We start from the raw sequence: 969 nt of genomic DNA on the forward strand, positions 1-969 counted from the left end.
GGCCGCCCCCCGCCGTCCCCGCCGTGGCGGCGGGGCGGTCCCGGTCCGGACCGGCGGTCCGGAGTCTCCTCGGGGCGAGGGTCAGTGGTCATGGCCCTCGTGGTCCATGCCCTCGTCACCGTGGCCGTCGCCCATGTCGTCGTGATCGTGGCCCTCGTGGCCGGCGTCCGAGTCCTCGGAGCCGGAGGCCTCGCCGCCGTGGTAGCTCTCGTTGGCGCCGGCGAAGTCACGGACCTCGCCGGTGACCTCCACCTCCGAGCCGTCCTCCAGCTCGAGGACGTAGTCCACGGTGTCGCCCGGCAGCAGCGGGTTCTGCAGGTCCATGAACATCACGTGGTCGCCGCCGGGGGCGAGCTCGTAGGTGTTCCCGGCCTCCACGGTGAAGCCGTCCGGCGCCTCCTGCATGACCATCTGCCCGGAGCCGTCGTCCACCATGGTGTGCAGCTCCACCACGGGGCTCAGCTCGGAGTGCACGCCGGTGATGTGCACGTCCTGGTCGCTGGTGTTCTCCAGGGTGGCGAAGGAGCCGGTCATGCCGGACTCGCTCGCCTTGGTCCACGCGTCCTGGACCATCAACGGCGCCGCGGCGGACTCGGTCGATCCGGTGGCCGGGGAGGCCGAGGCGTTCTGCTCCGGCCGGGTGTCCTCGCCGCCTGCGCAGGCGGTGAGCAGCATCAGGGCGGCGCAGGCGGTGCCCACGGCGGCGGCGCGGGTGGTCTTCTTCATGGTCGTTCTCCTCTTCCGGTGTCCTCGCGGGGTCGTCGTCGACGCCGCGCTCACCGGTCCTCAGGGGTGTCGGTGTGACCGAGCGCAGAGGCCTTGCGGAACATCAGCACGGCGGCGAGGCCGATCACGGCCAGCCCGCCGAGGCCGACGGCCCAGACCCAGCCCGGCAGAGCGGGCTCCGTGGTCTGGCCGGCCTGCGTCTCGGTGGTGGCCGCCGGGTCGGAGGACGCCTCGTCCGCGTCC

The 969-nt window shown here is 73.1% G+C and carries 1 protein-coding gene and 1 pseudogene; both read right to left on the reverse strand.

The window, feature by feature from the left end; all coding sequences use genetic code 11:
• Nucleotides 1–81: 81 nt before the first annotated feature.
• Nucleotides 82–726, reverse strand: a complete 645-nt coding sequence (locus AC2W7A_RS12850) for a copper chaperone PCu(A)C (RefSeq protein ID WP_485991669.1) — start codon at nt 724–726, stop codon at nt 82–84.
• A gap of 50 nt (nt 727–776) precedes the next feature.
• Nucleotides 777–969: pseudogene (locus tag AC2W7A_RS12855) on the reverse strand (hypothetical protein); the annotation flags it as partial.

The sequence above is a fragment of the Micrococcus sp. LASM2_SD2 genome (assembly GCF_057364565.1).

Excerpts from the sequence above, each read along its gene's own strand:
- AC2W7A_RS12850 (WP_485991669.1), bottom strand. The coding sequence starts at position 726 with ATGAAGAAGACCACCCGCGCCGCCGCCGTGGGCACCGCCTGCGCCGCC.